Below are 23362 nucleotides of genomic sequence, written 5' to 3'. Positions count from 1 at the left end.
TCTAAATGTCCATTTGAACAAATTAAAAACCCGAACTAATTTGCCACTTAGAATGCAAATTAGTTCGGGTTTTAGTTACGCTAAAACACTTTTGTCCCAGCCTCTTCTATCTCTCCAACAAAATTAGAAAAACCACTCGCCTATAATATAAATACTAGAAAAAAATAACAAATTCCAACAACAGATTTATATCTTATAAAAAGATTCGTTTTCATGAAAATTTTCCTGAATACTACCATTAATGGTCTACTCTATACCCTCAAAAAGTCCTGCATTTTCTCAATACCTTCTTCTCCTTTCCTATGATAATCTATTTTTGACAGAATTTTTAGAAAAAAAGGAGGAATTGTTTTGAAAAAGAATAAAATCATTAGCGTTGGGTTATCCATTGGTTTACTGTCTGGAATGATGGCTACGGGGAGTTTAGCTGCACCATCGAACAACGCTCTCTTTCAAATGAATAAAAAAGAAGGAACACCGGAATTTGTTTCAGGACTATTATCTGCTCCATCCGGGAAAAAAGCGGAGACAATCGTTCTTTCCTTTTTAGAGAAAAACAAGGCGAAATTCAAGCTTTCTGATAAGAAATCCGATGAGCAGTTTAAAGTGCTGTCTGTTGAAAAAGATGAACTTGGAAATAGAGTCGTTCGCATTCAGCAAACCTACCATGGAGTACCTGTTTGGGGTTCCACACAATCAGCAGTTGTAAAGGAAGATGGCACCCTTCAAGCATTTTCCGGCACTGTCGTAGCTGACTTGGATCAAAAGATAACCTCATCAAATAAGAAAGTGAACGCGAAAAAAGCCTTAAAGATCGCTAAGAAAGATCTTGGACTTGATCCAAAATTAGAAAAAGAGGCTAAACCGGAATTAGTCGTCTATACAGATGGTGATTCTGCTTCATATGCATATTTTGTAAATCTGAATTATTTAGAACCGTCTCCTGGTAACTGGAACTATTTTATTGATGCGAAAACCGCAAAGATTTTAAATAAATACAATGACATGCATGAAGTCACAGGAACGAATCAAGTAGGAACCGGTAAAGGCGTATTAGGTGACTCTAAACCGTTGAACACAACCCTTTCAAGTGGAAAGTACTATTTGCAGGATAATACTCGGGGCAATGGTGTGTATACATACAACATGAACAATCGTACTTTCTTCCCTCAATTTTTCTTACCGGGCACTTTGTGGTCAGATAGCGATAATGTACTAAATGCTTCATATGATGCTCCAGCAGTTGATGCTCATTATTTCGCAGGTGTCACGTATGACTTCTACAAGGATAACTACAACCGTAATTCTTATGATAATCAAGGCGCACGCCTGGTGTCTTCCGTTCACTACAGCAGCGGGTACAATAACGCCTTCTGGAACGGATCTCAAATGGTGTATGGAGATGGAGATGGCACGACTTTCGCCCCACTTTCAGGCGGCATAGACGTTGTGGCCCATGAATTAACTCATGCGGTGACAGACTTTACTTCTGATCTTGTGTATCAGAATGAATCGGGAGCCTTAAACGAAGCGATTTCAGATATTTTTGGAACATTGGTAGAGTATGAGAATGGAGCGAATCCAGATTTCGAGATTGGAGAAGATATATATACACCTGGCACATCAGGTGATGCCCTCCGCTCCATGAGCGACCCTGCTAAATACGGTGACCCAGACCACTACTCTAAACGTTATACTGGTACAGAAGATAACGGCGGTGTTCATACAAACAGTGGAATCATCAACAAGCAGGCTTACCTTTTAAGTGAAGGCGGTAGTCATTATGGAATAACCGTTCCCGGAATTGGCCGTGAAAAGCTTGGGGATATTTATTATCGTATGAATACAGTGTATCTGACAGCTTCCTCAACCTTCAGTCAGGCAAGAGCTGCAGCTGTACAGTCTGCAACCGATTTATATGGAAGCACTTCAGCAGAAGTTAATGCTGTCAAACTATCATTTGATGCAGTTGGAATTAACTAAAGAGTTTGCCAGACCAGCAGGGATTATGTCCTTTGCTGGTTTTCTACGTTGTAATTTCTTCATTCATCATCAAAAAAAGCCTGTTTCTTAAGGTCGAAAAGTATCCAGAACAGGCTTATTCTATTTAAAATGATTTTAACAGCAGCCGCTATCCGGGACACCCACTAATACTAATCCCCCATCTTGCACATCAAGTGTGATTTCATCAGTCATAGAAATCACATTCGTATCAAATGCAACCGAAACGCCATTAATTTCTTCCACTTTATCCATTGCTTGAGCTGAATCTAAAGAAACTCCAATTTGTGGTCCACAGCATCCACCTTGATTAAGAAAAAATCTGATACCTTCCGAATTGTTCTCTGCCATTGCATTCAACAGTACTTCTTTTGCTTCATTCGTAATATTCATTGTATACAATCCCCTTTTCTTTTTGAGGTCCGTCCCTCAATTGTTTGAATATAGTACTTTTAATACATTTTTCAGTTCTGGTTTGATGTTGATTTTTGGTCGGACGTTTTTGGCTTTCGTTTCGGCTTCTTCAAGTGTGGATGCTTCTCCCAGTGACAGGAGAGTTCCTGCTGCCACTGTGCCTGTTCGGTTACTTCCTCCGTTACAGTGGAAGTAGACGTTTTTGCCATTTTGATAGGCTGTTACCACTTCATTGATTGCACGTCTTACGGACGCTTCTTGTTGATCAGCATCCTCTACGATCGGGCGATGCACACGGGTCACATCATCAAATTCCACTTCAGGTGCTTCAGCTCGCAAGTCGACGATTATATCCACTTTATCACGAACTGAGTCTGCATCTTCGAAACCCCCGATATAAATTCGATCTTTCAATAGTTCATTATAATTCATTGTATCCACCTTTACTTAGAGAAGTCCATCAGTTTTTTGTAGCCTATCTTTTCTTCACTCATCCATGGAATTAGAGCTGTTTTGTCTGCGTAGTCGTTATGCACTTTTTGTATCCATTCCCGCTCTGAGACAGACCTGCCTCTTAACAGTGGATCTGTTGTGTCCGTTGCAGATAAACTTTGATTGATGACCCACCATTTTGGGTGAATCTCCGCTCGATTCAAATCTTCCTGAAGTCGTTTCGCTTCGAAAACAGGGGTAGCCTCAGGCAATGTCACTATCACTACACTCGTTTCGTTTGGATTACGAAGACGTGGCAGTAGATTTTTCACGTGGGCTTCCACCTCTCCTTTTGAACGCGATACTTCTTTCGTATAAGATTCAGTCGCATCCAGTAAAAGCAGAGTGTGTCCTGTTGGAGCAGTATCGATCACGACTATTTCTTCATCCGCTTTCCCTACGATCTCAGCAAAAGATTGGAAGATGGCGATTTCTTCGGTACAAGGGGAGTTTAAATCTTCCTCCAAGTACGCCATTCCTTCTTCATCGAGACCCTCTGCAGCTTTAGAAAGAACGGACTTTTTATACGACTCAACCGTTTCTTTCGGATCGATCCTACTGATTCTTAAGTCGACCTTCCCAGGTTCTTCTTGAAACATATGAGTTAAGTGGGCTGCGGGATCTGTTGTAGTTAAATGTACTTTATGTCCCCTGTCAACCAATCCAACAGCAATGGCAGATGCAATAGTGGTTTTCCCTACTCCACCTTTTCCCATTGTGAAAATGACACGGGTGTTGTTCTTGGAGAAATCATCTATCACTTCTTTTAAACCTGGGATTTCTATTGATTTCTCGTCATCAACAGTTACGGCATTCGGGCTAACCTCTACATGAGAGAATAATTGCCTCAAGGAAGTCGTTCCCGTTAAGGAATACGCTACATAAGGCAGCGAATAAGTTTGAATTTCCTTAAGAGCAATCGGCATTGAACGTAATGCTTCTTGCTGACGGTTGTAAAAGGCCGATGCAATCGGGTCATCCGATTGATGCCTACCCATGAATCCATTCACAATCAACATCTGATTCTTTATTCCGATGTCCTGGAGTTCTGTAGATGCCCGGTCGGCTTCCGTTAACGATGAAGAATCCGGCCGGGCAACAAGTACAAGCTTCGTCTTTTCATTATCGGATAATACGTTAACAGTCAAAGAATACAGATCTTTTTTATCTCCAAGCCCTGAAAGAGGTCCCAAACATGACGCTCCATGTGTACTCTCTTCTAAAAACCCCGTCCAAGCTGTTGGAAGCTGCAATAAACGGAGTGTATGACCTGTCGGTGCCGTATCAAATACAATATGATCAAACTGATCTACAATGGCAGGGTCCGAAAGCAAGCTTGTAAACTCATCAAAAGCGGCAATTTCAACTGTACAAGCACCGGACAGTTGTTCCTCCATATTACTCACTACAGATTCTGGAAGCTTCCCTCTATATGGTCCAATGACTTTTTCACGGTATGAAGCGGCTGCTTCTTCCGGGTCAAGATTACAAGCGAACAATGTCGGTAATCCCGGAACTTGTTTAGGATTGTTGGTTAGATCGATTTCTAATACATCCTGTAAATTGGAAGCTGGATCCGTACTGACGATCAGCACCCTTTTTCCTTCATCTGCAAGGGCAATGGCTGTTGCACTCGCCGTAGACGTTTTCCCCACTCCACCTTTTCCTGTAAAAAAGAGGAATGGTGTATGATAGACAGCATCTAATTGAAACGATGTGAACATTGTACCCCAACTTTCTTATTTTTTATTAATATCCAATGTCATTCGTACTTTTCTTTTCTCATTCAATTCCTCAGCTGGTACTTCAAACCATTGTGAAAACTCTTCATTTGAAGGATATTTTCCAACAGCGGCTTGTTTCCCATCAACAAGCGTGACAGGTAAAACATCCGGACCTTCATCGTGTAAAATACGGTTGATCACCTCATGGTTAGCAAATGCCCCTGGATCATTCGCTAAATTGTATCGGCTAATATCAAACCCTCGTTTTTCAAGTGAATATACAGCATTCGCGACGCGAGTAAGCTCAGGATCAATACTAGGACCACAAACCCCCGTCGAACAACACATAGCCGGATCAAAAATTTCAACCTTTGCCATCAAAATCCCACTCCCATTCATAAATTTATATAAAAAATAGCCGAGAAGCTTCTCTCGGCATTATAAAAGAGGGACGGACCTATTGTGCAGGGTTTTTTTAATATTGCCGTGAGGTCCGTCCCTCTATTTATACTTTACTTCCCGGTCTCAGCAAACGTTTTGATGCGATCGCTGATTTCATCACGTACGCGTTGGAAGAATGCCCATTTTTCTTCATCCGTTCCTTCGGCTTTCGCCGGGTCATCAAAGCCCCAGTGCTCACGCTTGACATGCGGAGGGGTCATTGGGCATTTATCAGCTGCATCGCCACAAAGCGTTACGACTAAATCTGCATTGTTCAAAATGTCTGGATCGATGATGTCAGAAGTTTGGTTTGAAATATCTATTCCCGCTTCTTTCATTGCTTTTACTGCGTTGGGATTTAATCCATGTGCTTCAATACCTGCACTTTTCACATCCCAATCTTCTCCTAAATGATGCTTTGCCCAACCTTCTGCCATTTGGCTGCGGCATGAGTTACCTGTACATAAGAAGTATAGTGTTTTTTTAGACATAATAATCGAGCTCCTTTTGTTGTAAGTTTTAAGATATGATCATTAACCAGATATATAAACCAGTAAGGGTAATGAGTAATGTTGGTACGGTTAAAATGATTCCTGTTTTAAAATATTGCCCCCATGAAATTTTCACGCCTTTTAATGATAAAACGTGTAACCATAAGAGGGTTGCCAGTGAACCAATCGGGGTGATCTTCGGACCCAAATCAGAACCGATGACATTGGAATAAATAAGTGACTCACGAATAACACCAGTAGTATTCGTATCCATGATCGCAATCGCATCGATCATAACGGTCGGCATATTGTTCATGACCGAAGACAGTATCGCTGCAATGAATCCCATGGAAATCGTAGCGACAAACAACCCCTGATCAGCGGCCACTTGGATAACATCTGTTAACACATTGGTCAGTCCTACGTTACGTAAGCCATACACCACTACGTACATACCGATCGAAAAGAATACAATCGCCCAGGGAGCACCTTTAATGACAGTTTTAGTGTTGACGGCTGAGCTTCTTCTAGCCATTAATAAGAAGAAGATCGACACAATTCCAGCGATAATCGATACAGGGATGTGCAGTGATTCACTGATAAAATAACCAACAAGTAAGATACCCAGTACAATCCATGATAGCTTGAACATACGCTGATCTTTAATTGCTTCAACCGGTTTCTTTAGCTGGCTGGCATCATAATTCTTTGGAATGCTTTTTCTAAAGAACAGATACAGTACCAGAATGCTTGCGAACAGTGAGAAGAAGTTTGGGATAATCATTCGTGATGCATATTCTACAAACCCGATATCAAAGAAATCGGCTGACACGATGTTCACAAGGTTACTGACGACAAGCGGCAATGAAGTCGTATCGGCAATGAATCCACTTGCCATGATAAATGGAAAAACCATTTTTTCTTCAAAATTCAAGTTTCTCACCATTGCTAAAACAATCGGAGTCAATATCAACGCTGCTCCATCATTCGCAAAAAATGCTGCGACAACTGCTCCTAATAGGGAAACGTAAACAAACATTTTAACGCCATTCCCCTTTGCTGCTCTCGCCATATGTAGAGCGGACCATTCAAAAAATCCAATTTCATCCAGGATTAAAGAGATAATGATAATAGCAATGAATGCTAAAGTCGCATTCCATACTATTCCTGTCACTGCCACAACATCCTGGAAGTCGACAACCCCTACCATTAAGGCAAGAACCGCTCCTCCACAAGCAGACCAGCCTATAGACAATCCTTTAGGCTGCCAAATCACAAGTACCAATGTGGCCACAAAAATCATGGTAGCTAAAATAACTGATAACACGGGAAACCCTCCTCCTAATTACAAGAAATGCGTAATCCTTGCTTTTCTAATGCTGTTAATCGATCATCCTGATTAGGCAAGTGTTCCATCAAGCTTTGAACAAACGGATACGCATCACTTTCTTTGTTAAGAGAGTAAAAGACCCATTGACCCCTTCTTAATTCCCTCACAAGTCCTGCATCTTTCAATTTACGAACATGCTGTGAGATGGCAGGCTGACTCATTTTGAAAATCTCGACAAATTCACACACACAGCAGTCATTGGATTCTAATAGTTTCACCATGGTAAGACGGGTTTTATCCCCTAAAAGCTTTAACATTGTTGCCGCCCTTTCAATATCAACTTTTGATTTAAGCATGTAAACACCTCCTCAATCACTTATATTATTAGCATATTATTATTTACTTATATAATAAGAAAAAATAAGAACCTTTCTAAAGGCTCTTATATAAGATCTTGCTTATATAATAAAATACTTATATGCTTATTTCAACCTTTTTTCATAATTCTTTGGTTTTTGGGCGCAAATGGTATAAATAAGTATATATAGAAAAGTCCTTGATCACTTGACCAAGGACTTTTCAGATCTTACTTAATGGTTAACGGCTTTATCTAATCCACCGGGCTTATTATGCACAGCCAATTTGTCAATTAATTTATTACTTTCAGTGTTCAGACCAATCAGATTTACTTTCACACCATTCTGATGGTACTTAATAACGATTTTATCAATCGCTCCCACGGCAGAATCATCCCATAAATGTGTGTGAGTTAAATCCAGCGTTACTTCCTTCACATCTTCATTGAAATTAAAGCTTTCAACAAATTCCGTAACAGAAGCAAAGAACAATTGACCTGACACACGGTATACCTTCTTATGAGTTTCTTCAGACGCCATCGTGGTAATCTTCACTTTTGATATTTTTGAAGCGAAGAATATAGCGCTTAAGATAATCCCGACAAGAACACCTTTAGATAAATCATGAGTAAACAATACAGTGACAACTGTTGCTATCATAACAAGAGAGTCTGTAATCGGCGTTTTGTGTAAGTTCTTCACTGAAGACCAATCAAAGGTCCCAACGGATACCATGATCATAACTCCAACCAAAGCCGCCATTGGAATTTGAACCAAGAAATCATTGAGCAATAAGATTAAAATCATCAAGAATGTACCAGCCACAAAAGCTGATAAACGTCCTCGTCCACCTGACTTAACATTAATAACAGATTGTCCGATCATCGCACAACCAGCCATTCCACCGAAAAGACCAGATACGATATTCGCAATCCCTTGACCTTTTGCTTCTTTATTTTTATCACTTGTGGTATCTGTCATATCATCAACAATAGACGCAGTTAATAGAGACTCAACTAACCCTACAATTGCAATTGATAAAGAATATGGGAAAATGATTTGCAATGTCTCGAAGTTAAATGGAATATCAGGAATCAAGAAGATTGGTAATGCTTGAGTAAGCTCACCCATATCTCCAACTGTACGTACTCCACTTCCTGTCAGCACCGCGAAAATAGTAACAGCGATAATTGCCACTAATGGTGATGGAACTGCTTTTGTAAAGCGGGGTAAAATATATATGATCCCCAATGCACCAGCCACCATAGCATACATGATCCACGATTCACCAACAAAGTGTGGTAACTGTGAAGTGAAAATCAAGATGGCAAGTGAGTTCACAAATCCAACCATAACGGAACGTGGGACAAATTTCATTAAGCGGCCTAGTTTAAGGACACCCATGATAATTTGAATCACACCTGTTAAGATGGTCGCTGCTAACAGATACTGTAAACCATGATCCGCAACTAACGTCACCATGACCAGGGCTGTAGCACCCGTTGCGGCAGAAATCATCCCCGGACGACCGCCTACAAATGCAATCACTACTGCAATACAGAAGGAAGCATATAACCCGACCATTGGATCGACACCTGCGATAATAGAAAACGCAATCGCTTCCGGGATCAATGCCATAGCCACGACTAAACCGGCTAATACATCTCCACGAATATTACCAAACCACTCATATTTAATTTTTTGACTTAAACTCATAATGCACCTCTTCCTGTTTATTTATGACTTTCAACTCTCATGAAAGTCGGGGCCGTTTAACACAAGGGACATTATATAATGGATGATTCAATTTGTGAAACAGTTATGAAAGCGCGAACATAACGTATTATCTTTCATTTACTCTTAATTTCACTGTTAATCTACTTCAGTTCAAACACATGTAAAAAATCTTAAATTTCTTTAGAGGATATTGAATAATAATATAGAACTAAATACTAAACGCTTTCATTGGATGGAGGAAAAGCAATGTTCAAACACATTCTTCTCGCAACAGATGGATCTGAACACTCTCTAAGGGCAGGAGAAAAAGCGATCGCTCTCGCGAGATGCAATGAAGGCTCTAAAATAGATATTGTTTATGTAGTAGACGGGAAGCAATCCAAGGAAGATGTTCTGCATCATTGGGGACTGGATGCAACAGATAAACGGAAGCAGAAACTGCAAATGATAGAACAAAAAGCCAGGCATGAAGGCATCGACTATGAGATTATCTTTTTACACGGAGAACCGGGGCCGACGATTGTTGAGCATGCGAACAAAAACAACTTCGATGCAGTAGTCATTGGAAGCCGGGGATTAAATGCATTTCAAGAAATGGTCTTAGGAAGTGTTAGCCATAAAGTCGCAAAGAGGGCTAAATGTCCCGTGATGATCGTGAAATAAGAAAGACTTCCCAATTGGAAGTCTTTCTCCATTTCATCCTTATACAACTATTTAAAAATCATCGGTACCCTCTCTCTCCAAGCAAATTTATTATGAACAGCACCTTCTAGAAGCTCAAATCTTACATTCCTCTGGATCGGCGTAAACGATGTATACTCCAAACTGTTAAAGGTTCAGTCCCGGCCAGTTGCAAAAGATCATGATGCATTTAAAGATTATTACCTAAACATTCTAAAAGTACATTACCTCCTCATCATTAATGGCTTTACAGTAGCTTCTAAATGTTCAGTTCTTTTTATTTATCAAAATGAGAAGCTAATAAAATATTAGCTCCTCACCCAATGTACTCCAACCTATCCTACTGCCCATAAACCTTCCCTGAATCATCAATATAAACAGATTTAATGAAAGATCTTTTGAAAGCATTTTTGTCCTTGCTTCCTTCTATGTCAACCGTAACGTTGTAGACTCCTTCTCCAAGCTTTGGAAGTTTTAATGAGTCGTTCTTTGTTTTCACTTTACTCTTCTTCAACTTACCATCCTTGTAATATTCAATTGTCATGTTCTGTTTGAATTTCAGGTTACTGCTGTTGGTTTTCAAGCTGATTCCATTCTGTGCTAAATGAATTCTCATTGCATCATTCATCGCACTTTCAAAAGACACATGTAAGAGATACTTTTCTGCTGAAGACGACGATGCTTCAACTTTCCACTCCCCTGGTGCCGGATCTTTGACGGTGACCGTATGGTGATACGCACCGTTAAAATATTCACTTTCATCCTTTTCCACCTTGAATATTGAATCTGCTTTCTGACCAGGATCTTTTAGGATTAATTGTGACGAAGGGCTATTGCTAATCCAATCAAATGTTACGGACTGAGCCCCCTGTTCTACTAAGACCACTTCTTGTTTCTTTCCACTATATTCTCCTCCTCTAATAAAAGAGGCAGCATTATCTGCTTCTTTTGACTCGACCACACTATGAGAATTAAAACCCGAAGTATTGGTCGCTTCATTCAAATAATTTTCGAACAAATTAAAGGTAGAGGAACCTTCTTTGATAGTCGAATGATTCCAATCCCCCACTCTCAGTTCTGTCCCATAGGGAAGTCTCGAACTATTGACTGTAACGGCTCCATCGTTGCTATTATAAGCACTAAGATACAAACCACCCCAATAAAGAGAGCTTCCAAAGCTTCCCCATGTTGTGCCGCCAAATGTATAGACTGGATTTCTATTAACATTCTGATGATGATCCGTTTCAGAGCGGAAATAACTCATATACCCTGTTTGCAATGAATAGGTGGCATCATTCTTACTTCCGAGAATGCCTGTCAACCATCCTGCCCAGCTGCTATAAGCAAGATCTGCCAATTGAGAACCATAATGGGGAGTGGAAAGGGTGATCACCCTTGCGACATATGGAAAAGCACCATAGTGTACAAGAGCTGATTGAGTATCGATGCCACCTTTACTATGGGCCACAACCACTACCTTTTCACCGTAGTAATTGTGTATGTCACGAATTTTCTGGGCCAGGAGGGCTCCGTTATCCCACATATTCTTTGTTGGATAAAGATCGATAAAAGCGGTTTCATAACCATTTTGATAGGCTGTGTCATACATATTATTTTCATTCCACCATGTGTTAGAAGAGCTATTTAATCCATGAACAAAGAGGAGCGGATGCTTGGAAGGGGCTACATACGAGGGAGTTGTACCTACATACCACTGTCCGGGAACTCCAGAGGGATCATCCTTACCAAATGAACCGGCCTGGCTCCAGGACGGCAGCAATAGAAATAGTGCAAAAACGGTCATACAAATCTTTTTAATCATACACTCTCTCCTTTTCCGTTGAAATAAACCTGTAAAGTATATCGACTTATTTTATGATATATAACTGGCAAAACAGAATATGAGAGGAATGAACTATAAAAAGTTCACAATGTGCCATTTTTGTATTTCTTACTTCCATTTAATTTTCACATACTAACTTCTGCTCAAAATTCACCACCCGATCTTATAAAATCCCTGTTAAAATAATGGTATTACAATAAATTGCGAGGAATGTGCTATGCCTGATTGGTCCTACCACGGAATATTCAAACCAGTTTTATCCAAACTCCCTGCTTACATGTCGAGAGAGTTTATCCATAGAGGAATGAGTACGATCGCTTATCTCCCCCTGGGTCCTAACATCATCCATTTCCTAGGAAGGGAAGAGTGCTCCCCTCTCCTGTATCAACAAATCAAACGGATGAACTTTACAAATCCTGTTGGTCTTTCCGGTAAAATTGATCCCTTACTTACAGGTACATCTGCCTTTGTTCATTTGGGCTTTGGCTTTATTGAAATTGGTCCGGTGACTTTACAGACTTCATCAGAATCCACTTACCCTGATTCGGATCATTATGAGCAGCGTATAAAGTTCTCGGATCCCCTTGAATCTATTGGATTAGACAGGACTCTAGAGAAATTAAAGAAGATTAGAAAAAAACAGCCTTTCATCATACGCTTGTCAGGGACACCGCAAGAATTATCTATGATGATGAATAGATTAGATGGATTTGCAGATGGTTATATTGTCGAAGGTGATGAAATACATCCTACGTTACATAGTGACAAACCGATTTTCATCTCAAATCCGACTTTAGAACTCCTCTACAAATTGAACGTTGAAAATATTTCAGGAATCGTATTGGAAGAGGATGAATTCAACCCTCTCATTTCAACTGTTCGTTCATACAAAAAAGCAATACCTGCTCTAACAATCATCACTTCAGGTGGAGTTCGTGAACCAAGTCAGGCACTATCTCTACTTAATGCGGGTGCAGACCTACTTCTTCTTTCAGATGGGTATGTCTTTTCGGGTCCTGGTTTATCCAAACGCATTAACGAAGCATTACTGGATGATTTGAACGATCAGCTACCTCCTCAAAAGGGGTGGCAATCTTACTGGTATTTTGGTTTATTTATTTTTATAGGGGGACTCTTAGCCCTCCTTTTTAGTCTAACGTCGGTGATTCTGCCCTATGATGAACATTACTTGGGGATGAAAAGGGAATCGATTGCTGGCTTCAACGACCGGATTGTAAAATTTATGGCTCATGACCGGATGACATTGGCAGGTACAATGATTTCTGGTGGAATAGTGTATATGCAGCTCTCCTTCCATGGTGTCAGGAGAGGTCTCCTATGGGCAAAACAATCAATAGACATTGCCGCCATTACAGGATTTCTGGGAATTTTCTTATTTATTGGGTATGGTTATTTTGACTGGCTTCATCTTATATTTTGGCTCGTTTTGCTACCCTTTTACGTTTATGGCTGGATTCATACAAAGGGAATAAAAGGAACTCCTTCATCTGGAAATCGAGGAAATCATAATATATGGTTACAATCCCTGTATGGTCAGCTTGCATTTGTCGTACTTGGAATTTCTTTTGTTCTTGGAGGTCTTGTCATTTCTTACTTTGGGGTTACTTCTGTTTTTGTTCCGACGGACCTCCTTTACCTCTGTATGCCACCGGAGATTCTTCATGAGTTCAATCAGAACCTCATTCCCGTTATTGCACATGATCGAGCAGGGTTCGGCAGTGCTTTATTAAGTGTCGGATTACTAGTCTTAACTCTTTCGCTTTGGGGCTTTCAGCAAGGAAATAAGTGGGTTTGGTGGACGTTATTGATCGGGGGCATTCCCGCCTTTATTTCAGGGATATATATTCATTTTGCTATCGGGTACACCTCGTTTACCCATCTTCTGCCTGCCTACTTTGCCATTAGCTTATTTTTGAATGGAATAGTCAAAACCTATTCTTTTTTCCATAGTGATAGGGATAATGATGAACTTTAGCTGTTTCCATAGTGGATATGGCTTTTTTGATGGGACTTTATCTACTAAGAAAACCATCCGTAAGTCCCTCGTGTTAAGAGTTTGTAAATTTACCGTAAGATCATTGAATCAGTACATTTTTCATGTTATAGTCTGTGTATAAAATACCGATATCGACTTTCGATATCGGCTTTCGACTTATAGATAAGGAGGGGTTACTTACATTGGAAGACAAAGTATTACGGAAACTCTTTCTCGGGTTTATTCAAATCCATATTCTCCACCATGCCAAAGAAGAGCCCATTTACGGTACGTGGATGTTAGAAGAATTAAGAGAGCATGGGTATAGCATAAGCTCCGGTACACTGTACCCTATTCTTCACTCAATGGAGATGGATGGTCTCCTGACAAAAGAGGATAAAAACGTTGACGGCAAAATAAGAAAATATTATACCACCACTGATAAAGGTAGTGTAGTTCTGAGTGAAGCACGCGATAAAGCTTATGAGCTATTTAAAGAAATCAAAGAGTAACAAAGAAGGGGAAATTATGATGAAAACATCAAGCCGATTAAAGTACTTGATTGAAATACTGATTATTTCAACAAGGCTGGGTCTTACATCGTTTGGTGGGCCAGTTGCCCATTTGGGATACTTTCATGAAGAATATATTCGCAGAAGAAAATGGATGGATGAGAAAAGTTACGCGGATCTCGTAGCTCTTTGTCAATTCCTGCCTGGGCCGGCCAGCAGCCAAGTCGGAATGGGCATTGGAATAATGCGGGCTGGAGTGTTAGGTGGAATTGTCTCATTTATAGGCTTTACCTTACCTTCAGTCATTGCATTGATACTTTTCGCCATCATTCTGCAAGGACTGGATGTAGCAGATGCCGGGTGGATACATGGGTTAAAGATTGTCGCTGTTGCCGTGGTTGCTCATGCGATCTTAGGGATGGCCAAAAAGCTGACGCCTGATTTAGCACGAAAAGCGATTGCACTGTTGGCTTTAGTGGTCATTCTATTATGGCAAACGGCCTTTTCACAAGTTGGGGTCATTCTTCTTTCAGCTGTCATCGGATTCTTGCTCTTTAAACACCATAACACCGACGATGAAGCCCGAATTGACTTCCCGATTTCTCGTAGATTTGCAGTGATCTGTTTAGTTCTTTTCTTCGGATTACTGTTTCTTCTTCCGTTCTTGAGGGAATTGACATCTCTCGAGTGGGTCGCGTTATTCGATAGCTTCTACCGTTCTGGTTCATTGGTTTTTGGTGGTGGCCATGTTGTACTACCACTCCTTGAAAGAGAGTTTGTTCCTACAGGATGGTTAACAGAAGAAGCCTTTTTAGCAGGATATGGTGCAGCCCAGGCGGTTCCAGGTCCTCTCTTCACTTTTGCAGCGTATATTGGTGCTGTGATTAATGGGTGGCAAGGCGGATTGCTTGCGACTTTCGCGATTTTCCTACCAGCCTTTCTACTCCTTTCAGGGACGCTTCCATTCTGGGAGTCCCTCCGTCGGAATCCTAAAATAAAAGGTGCGCTGATGGGAGTCAATGCCGCTGTGGTTGGAATTCTGATTGCAGCATTCTACCACCCGATATGGACTTCATCCATCCTTGCTCCACTGGATTTTGCCTTTGCTGCGGTTTTGTTTAGCATGCTGGTCTTCTGGAAACTTCCACCTTGGATCGTCGTGGTCACCGGAGCAGTCGGTGGACTCGTTATGGGTTTCATTTAATTCATTTGTTATTTACGTTATCTTAAATGGCAGTAAACCATGTATCATAGTGCCGAAAAATGATAAAGATCCAGGCAGTGAATGCCTGGATCTTTTTACATTTTATCTTTTTATAAATCGATACGCCAGATATGCGATATACATAGGTGTAGCAATGTATATCAAATAGGGAAACTGCTCATAAGTCCCTTTATAGATGACAAATAGTAATGCTCCAATGAAGAGCGTCACAATCGTTCCGTATTTCGGTAAAGGCACTTCCTTGAGGCTAGGGATTCGTATACGGCTCACCATTAGAAAACACATTGCTGTGAAGATGACCGTTGTCACGATGTTTGGTATAAAGTTTCCAAACAGAGTGAGAATCGCAAGGATCCCACCTGCTGCCGTAATCGGGACGCCAACGAAATAATGAAGGGATGATTTCGGTGGACTGGTATTAAATCTCGCGAGGCGATAAGCTCCGAATAATGGAAATAACCCCGCAACGATAAACCCTAATAATCCAAATTGAAAGAAGTATGTATAATACACTAGAAAGGAAGGTGCGACCCCAAACGTAACAATATCGGCTAATGAATCCAATTCCTTTCCTAATACACTATCTGCTTGAAGCATCCTTGCCAGTCTGCCGTCCATGCTATCAAGCATCATGCCAATAATAATTAGAATTGCTGCGTTTTTAAATTGTCCGCTAGCGGCAAACCCAATTGATAAGAAACCGCAATACAGATTTCCCAACGTAACCATATTGGGTATTTTTTTCGTTAGTTTCATCTTTTATCCTCACTCTACCAAAAATTCTGTTACTACTAGGATACCATGTTACAGATTTTCTTAAAGAAATGTTGTGAAAAAACTTCATGAAATCTTATTAATTATTTTATTTAGAATACTGAAACTTGACCATACTATTTACTGAGTATGAAAGTAAACGATAATTGGTGTTGATCTCATGATTAGAAAAAAGCTTCGAGAATGTAAATGTCTTACTCTTAAACTATTGCGTCTCAAAGATAACTCCCACAGTATTGCATTAGGATTCACAGTTGGATTATTAATCAACTTTGTCCCCTCTTTTGGCATAGGTCCATTCATTTCCACAGCAATTGCAAAGGTGTTTAAAGGGAACTCTTTTGCTGGATTAGTAGGTGGCGTCTCCTTGATTTGGGCTTTCCCTTTTTTCTTCTACTTGAATCTTGTTGTAGGATATCTCTTCTACCCCATTGATGTAATCGATCCGTCCACGTACTACACCAGTGAAGCAGTAGATGTAGGGCTGCAATTGGGAAAAGCATTCTTTATTGGGATGTTCATCAATATCCCCTTATTCGGCATCCTCACATACTTCATCATGAATTCCTTTGTTAGAAAATACCGGGAGACGATGCTTATGTATGTGCATAAGAAGTGGAACTTATAGTCTATTCCATTCTGTCTTTAACATCGGAGGTCGTGGAATTCTCCGCGAAAAAAATGCTTAATCCTGTAACTCCCCTTTTTTTGAAAACATGAAACTCTTTTATGTTTTTATTCGTATATTCTTCTATGAAGATTCTATCTTAACATTACCACACTATATACTAATCCACCGCGTGTTTTGTTATAATTTAACTATTAAGTAACGAATACGATTTGGAGAAAAAGGAGGATTGTCATGACTGGAACCATTGCTGTTATCATGATCTTTTCAATACCCATCCTCGGAATCATAACGGACCATTTCCAAAAACAATCCAAGCTAAAACAAAAAATGATAGAAGACCAACTCGAACTGGAAAAACTGAAACACGAAAATTTTGTGATCGAAACCCAGAAAATGAGACTAGAATTAGAACAGATGAAACTTCAGGATCATCAGGAAAAAACACAAATTTTATAACGAATAGCGCCAGGATTTCCTGGCGTTTTTTATCTGTGAAGCTATTATTATGCACGTTCACTTCAGTTTTATTTCTGACATATTCCTTTAAGTGAAATTACCAACACCTTTATTCATTTTTAGATAAGCATCATATTCCCCGTAAAAAATCCACTTGACTTTAACGCTTAAAAGCGTTTAAGATATAAAGCATCTTGATCATACATATTTGTGAAGAGCTGTGATGGATTTGAAGTAGTGATCTCCTCCCTGTTATAGAGAGCTAGTGGTGCTGGGAACTAGTACATAGGAAAATCATGAATTACGTTTCTTGAGCTTCTTGTTCTATAGTCGAACAAGACGGTTATTGTCCGTTATCAATTTGAGTGGTAAGCTATTTGCTTACAACAAGGGTGGTACCGCGATCTTTTTCGTCCCTGCTGATTTATTCAGCAGGGATTTTTTGTATGTATCTGCTTTCGTGCACAAAAGCGTTTAAGCGCTAAATAATTTCTTGAAATAAGGAGAATTTAATATGAAACAAACCATTCCGAGTCATTTACGCCCATTTGTAGCTGAACAGCATTACCATTCATACACCCCTATCGATCATGCCGTGTGGCGTTATGTGATGAGACAGAATCATCACTTCCTGGAAGATACTGCGCATGAATCATTCACTGAAGGATTAAAAGCCTCCGGAATTAACATACACGAAATTCCTAAGGTGAGTGATATGCACCGGCACTTAGCGAAAATTGGCTGGGGGGCAGCAATTGTAGACGGCTTGATCCCCGGTACAGCGTTCTTTGATTTCCAAGCTCACGGTATTCTTCCAATAGCGACGGATATTCGTCAAAAATCGAATATTGAATACACCCCTGCTCCTGATATATTGCATGAAGCAGCCGGACACGCTCCCATTCTGTTTGATGAAACCTATTCCCGATTTGTAAAGATAATCGGCAATATCGGAGCGAACGCTTTTGCCACTGAAGAAGAACACGAAGCATTTGAGGCAACCAGGCATTTATCCATTGTGATGGAGGATCCAAGCTCCACTGAGAAAGAAATTGAAGAAGCAAAGCAGGTGTTAATTGAAAAGCAAGAGGCCGTTTCCGGTCTTTCTGAAGCAGAACAAATTTCACGAATCTTTTGGTGGACGGTGGAATTCGGTTTAATCGGTGATTTTCATCAACCGAAGATCTTCGGTGCAGGACTGCTTTCATCAGTTGGAGAAGGCAAGCACTGTTTATCAAGTGAAGTGATCAAAAGGCCTTTCTCAATCGAAGACGCCATCCATACCAGCTATGATGTTACCTCCATGCAAACTCAATTATTTGTTTGTGAAAGTTTCGAACAACTCATTGAAGAAGTAGTGAAATTCGGAGAGACCATGGCTTTCCGTAAAGGAGGAACAGAAGCTATTGATAAAGCTATTCGTTCGAATCAACTTGCTCATATCGAATACAATTCGGGTTTACAAGTTACTGGCACTTTCAAAGAAGTCATAAAAAATGAGCAAGGTGAAGCTATCTACGTCAAAACCGTAGGACCTACTTCCCTTTCCATCCAGAACGAGCAATTGGATCATCACGGGACAGATCATCATGCTGATGGCTTCGGTGCTCCTATAGGTATCCTTCAGGACGGTACCATTCTTGAGAACCAGTCCGAAGCGGATTTAAGGAAGCTTGGCATTGAGATGAATAAAATGATGCAAATCACATTTGATGGTGGGATTGAAGTCTCTGGACATGTGACGAATCTCGTCTTTCACCACCATCATCTTGTCCTCATATCAATTAATGAATGTATGGTGACTCTGGGTGACCTCGTTTTATTCCACCCTTCATGGGGAACATACGATTTGGCAGTAGGCAGTGAAATCGTTTCAGCACGGCCACATGCGGCAGATTATGATGCTTTCTTCGGGGATACCCCACTAATTGAAGAAGAGGATGGCGAATCTCGTGATCTTACACCATTGGACAGCCTCTTCAGTGAGGTCAGAGAACTGAGAGAAGTAGCCTTTTCCAGAGATCTTATTCATAGCATAGTAGGCAGGCTGAAAGAGGATTTCCCTGAAGAGTGGCTGCTTAGACTTGAAATTATTGAACTTCTACAGTTTCACGAGCCAGAATCTCAGTTAAAGGAAGATCTTCTGAAAGACTTATTCGTTTTAAGGAAGCAGGATCGGTTTGCACGTCTCATTCAAAATGGCCTTGATGTCATTTTTGGCAGGAAAGGAGTTACGGTATGAAGAAGTTAAGTGAAGTTGCCATTTATCAAAATCTTGAAACTCTTGAGAAATGGCGCTTAATAGAAGAGAAATGGATTGAACGGCGCTATCGATTCAAGGATTACCTTGAAGGAATACGGTTTGTCAACAAACTGGCAGAGGCAGCCGAGGAAGTGAATCACCATCCTTTTATTACGATTCAATACAAATTAGTTATTGTAGAGTTGACTTCCTGGAGTGAAAATGGCCTGACGAATTTGGACTTTGATGTGGCCAAACAGTATGAAAAACTGTATAAGGAAATGGTGTAAACAAAAGAGACGGTCCCTATCGGCTGTCTCTTTTGTCCATAAGACCTTATTCCAAATACTCATCCGTCAAACTTGAGTTCAAATATCTAGCCATACCCGTTTTCAGTTTCTTCATTCCATGTTTTCTATAAAACTCTTCTTTACCGGTTGTGGAGATTAATTGAACGCATGAAACATCTTTTAACTGCTCTAAAAGATCACTCATGATGAGACTGCCGATTCCAATTTGTTGATACTCTAGATGAACGACCACATCATATATTGCGGCATTGAACACACCATCCGTTAGAGCTCTTCCAACTCCAATAATCCTACTCTCACTTACAGCGAAAGTTACGATATCACTTCTTTGAAAAACCTTGGTGATTACATCATTTGAATGATTCAACCACCCTGCAGACTGGTACACTGCACATATCTCATCTAGCTTATCCGGATCAAATCTGTTATGAATCTTGATATCCATTATGCTCTCCCTATTCTTTGCTTATTAAGGGAATAACTCATTTTCATAAATTCATAGCGACTTCCATTTGTTTCTTGAATGAATGTTCCTATGGGAACGAAGCCCACTTTCTTATACACCTTGATCGCACGATTGTTGAATGCGGCTACTGACAAAGTCAAGGTTTCCGGAGCATACCTTTCGATTGAGAAATCTACACCAGCCCAGGTGAACTCCTCTCCTTTTCCCTTTCCTGTTAGATTCGGATGCATGCCTAAACCGATATCAATAGTCGACTCATTTAATTCAGTATATGTGAAAAAACCAATCATTTCCCCTTGGTGAAGCACAGCATAGGTTGAGTTTCCGCGTTGGTCTCCATCTAAAAATTCCGCCAAATCCTCTTCATCCGCTGTAAGATCATAAAATGCATATTCCCTATCATATTTCCAGTTATAGGCAATATGCTCAGCTTGCTCCTGAGTTATGATTTGAAAAGAAAAATCCATCTTTTGCTCCCCCCATCTTTGTTTTTGTAAATGAAATGGCCATGATCAAAGTCTCGTCTCTTCATGATTAATCAGTGTTCCCTGCTTCTGACCGGAGCATATTTTCTCCATGATTCCTACCTGGTCGAAGTTAAATATGTGTACAGGGATATTATAGTCCCTTGCTAACAGCAGAGCTGATTGATCCATGACTTTAATATTATTCGTTACAACGTCATCATAATTTAAATTGTGGTACATCTTCGCCTTTTTATCCCGTTTAGGGTCACTCGTGAAAACACCATCGACCCCCTGCTTTGCTACCAGGATGGCATCACTATCTGTTTCGATGGCTCGCTGAACGCTGGGGTAATCCGTCGTTACGAAGGGTTGACCGTTTCCTCCACCGAAAATCACAATGTATCCTTTGGCAAGATGGTGAACGGCTCGAAGGCGAATATATGGTTCGGCAACCGTTGAAACAGGGATAGAAGTCATCACTCGAACTTCTTTGTCGGTCTTACTTTTCAACACTCCTCTAAGCATCAAACTGTTGATGATGGTTCCGAGAGTCCCAATACTATCAGCTTCTACCCGCTCTATTCCCCATGTATCCGCCAAGCTTCCTCGAAAAATATTGCCGCCACCCACAACTAAGGAAACTTCAATCCCCATATTGACGATCGACATTATTTCGCCCGCAATGTGATCAAGCTCTTCAGTACCAAAATTATTCCCTTCCTTATCCGCTAGCGCTCCACCACTTAATTTAATTAACACACGCTTGTATCTCATTTATATTCCTCCCCCGGACATAAAAAAAGAACTAAAAAGGTTATGAATACCCTTTTAGCTCTTTATATAGGAGAAGAAATGCCGAAATATAATTGATGATTAATAAACATTCCTCCTCCCCCTCTCGCACTATTCAGAATTTTCCTTCTCTAATTGTATAGAAAATACAGGAAATAGTCAAGTGGACTTTTTAATTTAGTTTGCCTTACTATTTAAGCCGTTTACTTCTTCTTGTAATTTCAATATAACTTCTTTTATTCTTAACATACCAACATTTCCTCCCCTTCTCTTACGTAATGAAATGACTTCACCCTTGATTTCCTTGTCTCCTATTACCATCATATAAGGAACTTTTTGCATTTCTGCTTCCCTGATTTTCAGACCTACTTTTTCTACACGATCATCGACTTCCACCCTAAAGCCTTCTCTTTCTAACTGTGATTTCACTCCTTGAGCATATTGGAAATGTGCGTCGGAGATAGGAAGGATTTTGACCTGGTGGGGAGCTAACCAAAGTGGAAAATCCCCTCCGAAATGTTCAATGATGATTGCCATAAAACGTTCGATCGAACCGTAAATCGCTCGATGAATCATAATCGGTCTGACTGCTTCATTGTCTTCATCAATATATTCACACTCGAATTTTTCAGGCATTTGGAAATCAAGTTGAACCGTACCACATTGCCAGCTTCGACCAATAACGTCCAATATATGAAAATCTATTTTTGGTCCGTAGAACGCACCGTCTCCTTTATTAACATGATAGTTGACTCCTCTCTCTTTCAACACACCTTCCAAATCTCCTTCAGCTTTATCCCATAATGCAACGGAGCCCATAAAATCTTCCGGACGAGTCGAAAGCTCAACCTTATAGTCAAACCCAAATTTACTATAGAAGAGATCAATAAGATCCAATACTTTATGAAGCTCCGACCGAATCTGATCTTCCCTTACAAATAGATGAGCATCATCCTGAGTGAAGGAACGGACTCTCAATAATCCACTTAATGAACCCGATAGCTCATGTCGATGAACTAAACCCAGTTCACCGTAACGAAGGGGTAATTCCCGATAACTTCTTCTCTTGTTTTTATAGATCAATACTGCCCCTGGACAACTCATTGGCTTGATTGCATATTTCTGATCATCTACTTCTGAGAAATACATATTCTCATGGTAATGATTCCAGTGGCCTGACTTTTCCCATAGCTCCTGCTTCATCATAATGGGAGTTCTAATCTCCTGGTATCCAGCTTTCCTATGTTCCCTCTTCCAAAAGTCTTCTAACTCATTCCGTAATAGCATCCCTTTCGGTAAATAAAAGGGCATCCCGGGTGCCTCCTCCATCGATACAAATAACTCCAGCTCCTGACCTAGTTTCCTGTGATTTCTTTTTTCTACTTCAGATTGAATTGACATTTTGTTTCCTCCTATTCATTTTTTTATATAAAAAACCGCATTCATCCCTAACAAGGGACGAATGCGGTCGTGGTACCACCCTAATTCCGAAGTGCTAAACATAGCTCTCCGCTCAAAGTTGATAACGGTTTTCCCGATTATGGATACTGACATTTCACCATAATAGCTCCGAGGTGGTAAATCATTTCCTTTTCTTCAGGGCTCTCAGCCATGTGACCCTGTTCTCTGGTAAGAAAAACAGCAAATGATTCGTGTCCTCTTCAACACTTTATTATTCAATTAATAAAAAAACCGCACCCATCCCTAACCAAGGGACGAGTGCGGTCGTGGTTCCACCCTAATTCAGAAGTGTAAAATATTACTCTTCGCTTAAGTAAGATAACGGTTTTCCCGATTATGGATACTGACATTTCACCATAATAGCTCCGAGGTGGTAAATCATTCTTTTCTCTTCAGGGCTCTCAGCCGGTGACCCTGCTCTCTGATCAAGAAAAAACGGAATGAATCATGTCCTCATCTTTGCTTTCGTATAGTATATTCAAAATAGAAGAAATTTGTTATTGAAATTATATGGTAGTA

General features: G+C 40.3%; 23 protein-coding genes and 3 other annotated features. Of the genes, 9 read left to right on the top strand and 14 right to left on the bottom strand.

Annotation, left to right across the window (positions count from 1 at the left end; genetic code table 11):
* Positions 1 to 405: 405 nt before the first annotated feature.
* Entirely contained in the window at positions 406 to 1983 is a 1578-nt protein-coding gene (locus tag F0342_RS09390) for a M4 family metallopeptidase (RefSeq protein WP_149156067.1), read from the top strand.
* A gap of 135 nt (positions 1984 to 2118) precedes the next feature.
* Here F0342_RS09390 and F0342_RS09385 read toward each other — a convergent pair whose 3' ends face one another.
* The 8 genes from F0342_RS09385 to F0342_RS09350 form a co-directional block, all read right to left on the bottom strand.
* On the bottom strand, positions 2119 to 2394 hold the full coding sequence (locus tag F0342_RS09385) for an adhesin (protein ID WP_149155692.1): 276 nt from the start codon (positions 2392 to 2394) through the stop codon (positions 2119 to 2121).
* Positions 2395 to 2430: 36 nt separating this feature from the next.
* Positions 2431 to 2847 carry a protein-tyrosine phosphatase family protein gene (locus tag F0342_RS09380; protein ID WP_316252596.1) on the bottom strand — a complete coding sequence of 139 codons (417 nt, stop codon included), beginning with the start codon at positions 2845 to 2847 and terminating at the stop codon, positions 2431 to 2433.
* 11 nt (positions 2848 to 2858) lie between these two features.
* Positions 2859 to 4631 carry an arsenical pump-driving ATPase gene (arsA, locus tag F0342_RS09375; protein ID WP_149155690.1) on the bottom strand — a complete coding sequence of 591 codons (1773 nt, stop codon included), beginning with the start codon at positions 4629 to 4631 and terminating at the stop codon, positions 2859 to 2861.
* 15 nt (positions 4632 to 4646) lie between these two features.
* Positions 4647 to 5009, bottom strand: coding sequence for an arsenite efflux transporter metallochaperone ArsD (gene arsD / locus F0342_RS09370; RefSeq protein ID WP_149155689.1), 363 nt, complete (start codon positions 5007 to 5009; stop codon positions 4647 to 4649).
* A 134-nt stretch (positions 5010 to 5143) separates the two neighbouring features.
* The gene (gene arsC, locus F0342_RS09365; RefSeq protein ID WP_149155688.1) at positions 5144 to 5563 is read right to left on the bottom strand and encodes an arsenate reductase (thioredoxin); all 420 of its coding nucleotides are present in this window, start codon (positions 5561 to 5563) and stop codon (positions 5144 to 5146) included.
* Positions 5564 to 5591: 28 nt separating this feature from the next.
* Positions 5592 to 6890 carry an arsenic transporter gene (locus F0342_RS09360; protein WP_149155687.1) on the bottom strand — a complete coding sequence of 433 codons (1299 nt, stop codon included), beginning with the start codon at positions 6888 to 6890 and terminating at the stop codon, positions 5592 to 5594.
* Between the two features lie 14 nt (positions 6891 to 6904).
* Positions 6905 to 7249: an ArsR/SmtB family transcription factor gene (locus tag F0342_RS09355; RefSeq protein ID WP_148969171.1), complete on the bottom strand. Its 345-nt coding sequence runs from the start codon at positions 7247 to 7249 to the stop codon at positions 6905 to 6907.
* 234 nt (positions 7250 to 7483) lie between these two features.
* A complete protein-coding gene (locus tag F0342_RS09350) occupies positions 7484 to 8965 on the bottom strand; it encodes a SulP family inorganic anion transporter (protein ID WP_149155686.1) in 1482 nt (493 codons plus the stop codon).
* A 267-nt stretch (positions 8966 to 9232) separates the two neighbouring features.
* Between F0342_RS09350 and F0342_RS09345 the strand changes: the two genes are divergently transcribed.
* On the top strand, positions 9233 to 9649 hold the full coding sequence (locus F0342_RS09345) for a universal stress protein (protein WP_149155685.1): 417 nt from the start codon (positions 9233 to 9235) through the stop codon (positions 9647 to 9649).
* A 358-nt stretch (positions 9650 to 10007) separates the two neighbouring features.
* On the opposite strand, the gene F0342_RS09340 is transcribed toward F0342_RS09345, so the two are convergent.
* On the bottom strand, positions 10008 to 11489 hold the full coding sequence (locus tag F0342_RS09340; RefSeq protein WP_262481684.1) for an esterase/lipase family protein: 1482 nt from the start codon (positions 11487 to 11489) through the stop codon (positions 10008 to 10010).
* A gap of 298 nt (positions 11490 to 11787) precedes the next feature.
* Between F0342_RS09340 and F0342_RS09335 the strand changes: the two genes are divergently transcribed.
* The 3 genes from F0342_RS09335 to F0342_RS09325 all read left to right on the top strand — a co-directional run bounded on the left by F0342_RS09335 (position 11788) and on the right by F0342_RS09325 (position 15222).
* The gene (locus tag F0342_RS09335) at positions 11788 to 13506 is read left to right on the top strand and encodes a dihydroorotate dehydrogenase (RefSeq protein WP_316252595.1); all 1719 of its coding nucleotides are present in this window, start codon (positions 11788 to 11790) and stop codon (positions 13504 to 13506) included.
* A gap of 203 nt (positions 13507 to 13709) precedes the next feature.
* Positions 13710 to 14018: a PadR family transcriptional regulator gene (locus F0342_RS09330; RefSeq protein ID WP_149155683.1), complete on the top strand. Its 309-nt coding sequence runs from the start codon at positions 13710 to 13712 to the stop codon at positions 14016 to 14018.
* Positions 14019 to 14037: 19 nt separating this feature from the next.
* The gene (locus F0342_RS09325; RefSeq protein ID WP_395940671.1) at positions 14038 to 15222 is read left to right on the top strand and encodes a chromate transporter; all 1185 of its coding nucleotides are present in this window, start codon (positions 14038 to 14040) and stop codon (positions 15220 to 15222) included.
* Between the two features lie 102 nt (positions 15223 to 15324).
* Here F0342_RS09325 and pssA read toward each other — a convergent pair whose 3' ends face one another.
* Positions 15325 to 15999, bottom strand: a complete 675-nt coding sequence (gene pssA / locus F0342_RS09320) for a CDP-diacylglycerol--serine O-phosphatidyltransferase (protein WP_149155681.1) — start codon at positions 15997 to 15999, stop codon at positions 15325 to 15327.
* Positions 16000 to 16177: 178 nt separating this feature from the next.
* Here pssA and F0342_RS09315 point away from each other — a divergent pair, with 178 nt between their 5' ends.
* From F0342_RS09315 to F0342_RS09300, 4 genes are all read left to right on the top strand, one after another.
* The gene (locus tag F0342_RS09315) at positions 16178 to 16645 is read left to right on the top strand and encodes a DUF2062 domain-containing protein (RefSeq protein ID WP_149155680.1); all 468 of its coding nucleotides are present in this window, start codon (positions 16178 to 16180) and stop codon (positions 16643 to 16645) included.
* Positions 16646 to 16879: 234 nt separating this feature from the next.
* The gene (locus F0342_RS09310) at positions 16880 to 17104 is read left to right on the top strand and encodes a hypothetical protein (protein ID WP_148969181.1); all 225 of its coding nucleotides are present in this window, start codon (positions 16880 to 16882) and stop codon (positions 17102 to 17104) included.
* Positions 17105 to 17315: 211 nt separating this feature from the next.
* Positions 17316 to 17525, top strand: a binding site (T-box leader).
* Positions 17526 to 17618: 93 nt separating this feature from the next.
* A complete protein-coding gene (locus F0342_RS09305) occupies positions 17619 to 19346 on the top strand; it encodes an aromatic amino acid hydroxylase (RefSeq protein WP_149155679.1) in 1728 nt (575 codons plus the stop codon).
* Complete coding sequence (locus F0342_RS09300) at positions 19343 to 19636, top strand: 4a-hydroxytetrahydrobiopterin dehydratase (RefSeq protein WP_149155678.1); 294 nt, start codon at positions 19343 to 19345, stop codon at positions 19634 to 19636. Before F0342_RS09305 ends, F0342_RS09300 begins: the two co-directional genes overlap by 4 nt.
* A gap of 46 nt (positions 19637 to 19682) precedes the next feature.
* Here F0342_RS09300 and F0342_RS09295 read toward each other — a convergent pair whose 3' ends face one another.
* From F0342_RS09295 to thrS, 4 genes are all read right to left on the bottom strand, one after another.
* Positions 19683 to 20102 carry a GNAT family N-acetyltransferase gene (locus tag F0342_RS09295; RefSeq protein ID WP_149155677.1) on the bottom strand — a complete coding sequence of 140 codons (420 nt, stop codon included), beginning with the start codon at positions 20100 to 20102 and terminating at the stop codon, positions 19683 to 19685.
* Positions 20102 to 20590 carry a GNAT family N-acetyltransferase gene (locus tag F0342_RS09290; protein WP_149155676.1) on the bottom strand — a complete coding sequence of 163 codons (489 nt, stop codon included), beginning with the start codon at positions 20588 to 20590 and terminating at the stop codon, positions 20102 to 20104. Before F0342_RS09290 ends, F0342_RS09295 begins: the two co-directional genes overlap by 1 nt.
* 45 nt (positions 20591 to 20635) lie before the next feature.
* Positions 20636 to 21364 (bottom strand): UMP kinase, encoded by a 729-nt coding sequence (pyrH, locus tag F0342_RS09285; protein WP_149155675.1) that lies wholly within the window; start codon positions 21362 to 21364, stop codon positions 20636 to 20638.
* A 195-nt stretch (positions 21365 to 21559) separates the two neighbouring features.
* A complete protein-coding gene (gene thrS / locus F0342_RS09280) occupies positions 21560 to 22783 on the bottom strand; it encodes a threonine--tRNA ligase (protein WP_149155674.1) in 1224 nt (407 codons plus the stop codon).
* A gap of 50 nt (positions 22784 to 22833) precedes the next feature.
* Positions 22834 to 23056: a binding site (T-box leader), on the bottom strand.
* A gap of 34 nt (positions 23057 to 23090) precedes the next feature.
* Positions 23091 to 23312, bottom strand: a binding site (T-box leader).
* Positions 23313 to 23362 lie beyond the last annotated feature (50 nt).

The sequence above is a fragment of the Bacillus sp. CH30_1T genome, from assembly GCF_008364765.1.
Classification (GTDB): domain Bacteria; phylum Bacillota; class Bacilli; order Bacillales; family Bacillaceae_B; genus Rossellomorea.
This window is presented reverse-complemented; position numbering and strand designations above follow the sequence as displayed.

Coding starts and splice junctions, on each gene's coding strand:
- F0342_RS09390 (WP_149156067.1), top strand. CDS start 406: ATGATGGCTACGGGGAGTTTAGCTGCACCATCGAACAACGCTCTCTTT.
- F0342_RS09385 (WP_149155692.1), bottom strand. CDS start 2,394: ATGAATATTACGAATGAAGCAAAAGAAGTACTGTTGAATGCAATGGCA.
- F0342_RS09380 (WP_316252596.1), bottom strand. CDS start 2,847: ATGAATTATAATGAACTATTGAAAGATCGAATTTATATCGGGGGTTTC.
- arsA (WP_149155690.1), bottom strand. CDS start 4,631: ATGTTCACATCGTTTCAATTAGATGCTGTCTATCATACACCATTCCTC.
- arsD (WP_149155689.1), bottom strand. CDS start 5,009: ATGGCAAAGGTTGAAATTTTTGATCCGGCTATGTGTTGTTCGACGGGG.
- arsC (WP_149155688.1), bottom strand. CDS start 5,563: ATGTCTAAAAAAACACTATACTTCTTATGTACAGGTAACTCATGCCGC.
- F0342_RS09355 (WP_148969171.1), bottom strand. CDS start 7,249: ATGCTTAAATCAAAAGTTGATATTGAAAGGGCGGCAACAATGTTAAAG.
- F0342_RS09350 (WP_149155686.1), bottom strand. CDS start 8,965: ATGAGTTTAAGTCAAAAAATTAAATATGAGTGGTTTGGTAATATTCGT.
- F0342_RS09345 (WP_149155685.1), top strand. CDS start 9,233: ATGTTCAAACACATTCTTCTCGCAACAGATGGATCTGAACACTCTCTA.
- F0342_RS09340 (WP_262481684.1), bottom strand. CDS start 11,489: ATGATTAAAAAGATTTGTATGACCGTTTTTGCACTATTTCTATTGCTG.
- F0342_RS09335 (WP_316252595.1), top strand. CDS start 11,788: ATGTCGAGAGAGTTTATCCATAGAGGAATGAGTACGATCGCTTATCTC.
- F0342_RS09325 (WP_395940671.1), top strand. CDS start 14,038: ATGAAAACATCAAGCCGATTAAAGTACTTGATTGAAATACTGATTATT.
- pssA (WP_149155681.1), bottom strand. CDS start 15,999: ATGAAACTAACGAAAAAAATACCCAATATGGTTACGTTGGGAAATCTG.
- F0342_RS09315 (WP_149155680.1), top strand. CDS start 16,178: ATGATTAGAAAAAAGCTTCGAGAATGTAAATGTCTTACTCTTAAACTA.
- F0342_RS09310 (WP_148969181.1), top strand. CDS start 16,880: ATGACTGGAACCATTGCTGTTATCATGATCTTTTCAATACCCATCCTC.
- F0342_RS09305 (WP_149155679.1), top strand. CDS start 17,619: ATGAAACAAACCATTCCGAGTCATTTACGCCCATTTGTAGCTGAACAG.
- F0342_RS09300 (WP_149155678.1), top strand. CDS start 19,343: ATGAAGAAGTTAAGTGAAGTTGCCATTTATCAAAATCTTGAAACTCTT.
- F0342_RS09295 (WP_149155677.1), bottom strand. CDS start 20,102: ATGGATATCAAGATTCATAACAGATTTGATCCGGATAAGCTAGATGAG.
- F0342_RS09290 (WP_149155676.1), bottom strand. CDS start 20,590: ATGGATTTTTCTTTTCAAATCATAACTCAGGAGCAAGCTGAGCATATT.
- pyrH (WP_149155675.1), bottom strand. CDS start 21,364: ATGAGATACAAGCGTGTGTTAATTAAATTAAGTGGTGGAGCGCTAGCG.
- thrS (WP_149155674.1), bottom strand. CDS start 22,783: ATGTCAATTCAATCTGAAGTAGAAAAAAGAAATCACAGGAAACTAGGT.